Below are 518 nucleotides of genomic sequence, written 5' to 3'. Positions count from 1 at the left end.
CTTCTTGCGCACTTTTACCCTGAATCCCCGCTGAAAAATCCCACAAAGCGCAGGCCAGAGCGGTTTCACCCCCGGCTCCCGGGGACCTTACAAAAGCTGGCACGCTCCTTGATAACAGTCAGGCACCCACCGGGCGATTTCGCCTCCCGGGCACCTTAAATTTATCCGCAAGGAGAGCATCCCATGGCAACACCAGCGTACATGTCGGTTACCGGCGAAAAACAAGGTCTGATCACTGCAGGCGCTTTCACCGCCGACTCCGTTGGCAACACCTACCAGGAAGGCCACGAAGACCAGGTCATGGTTCAGGCATTCAGCCACGACGTGATCATCCCGCGTGACCCGCAATCCGGTCAGCCAACCGGTCAGCGCGTTCACAAACCTGTTGTGATCACCAAGGTCTACGACAAGGCTTCGCCACTGCTGCAAGCCGCTCTGACTTCGGGCGAGCGCATGAGCGAAATCGTTATCCAGTGGTACCGCACTTCGGCTCAAGGTACTCAAGAGCACTACTACAC

The 518-nt window shown here is 57.3% G+C and carries 1 protein-coding gene; it reads left to right on the top strand.

Annotated features, from left to right (window positions below):
- Positions 1-183: 183 nt before the first annotated feature.
- Positions 184-518, top strand: a 335-nt coding sequence (locus tag AC3WMT_RS30885) for an Hcp family type VI secretion system effector (protein ID WP_492578085.1), incomplete at its 3' end; no start/stop codon positions are given.

The organism is Pseudomonas sp. FW305-7, from assembly GCF_058786735.1.
This window is presented reverse-complemented; position numbering and strand designations above follow the sequence as displayed.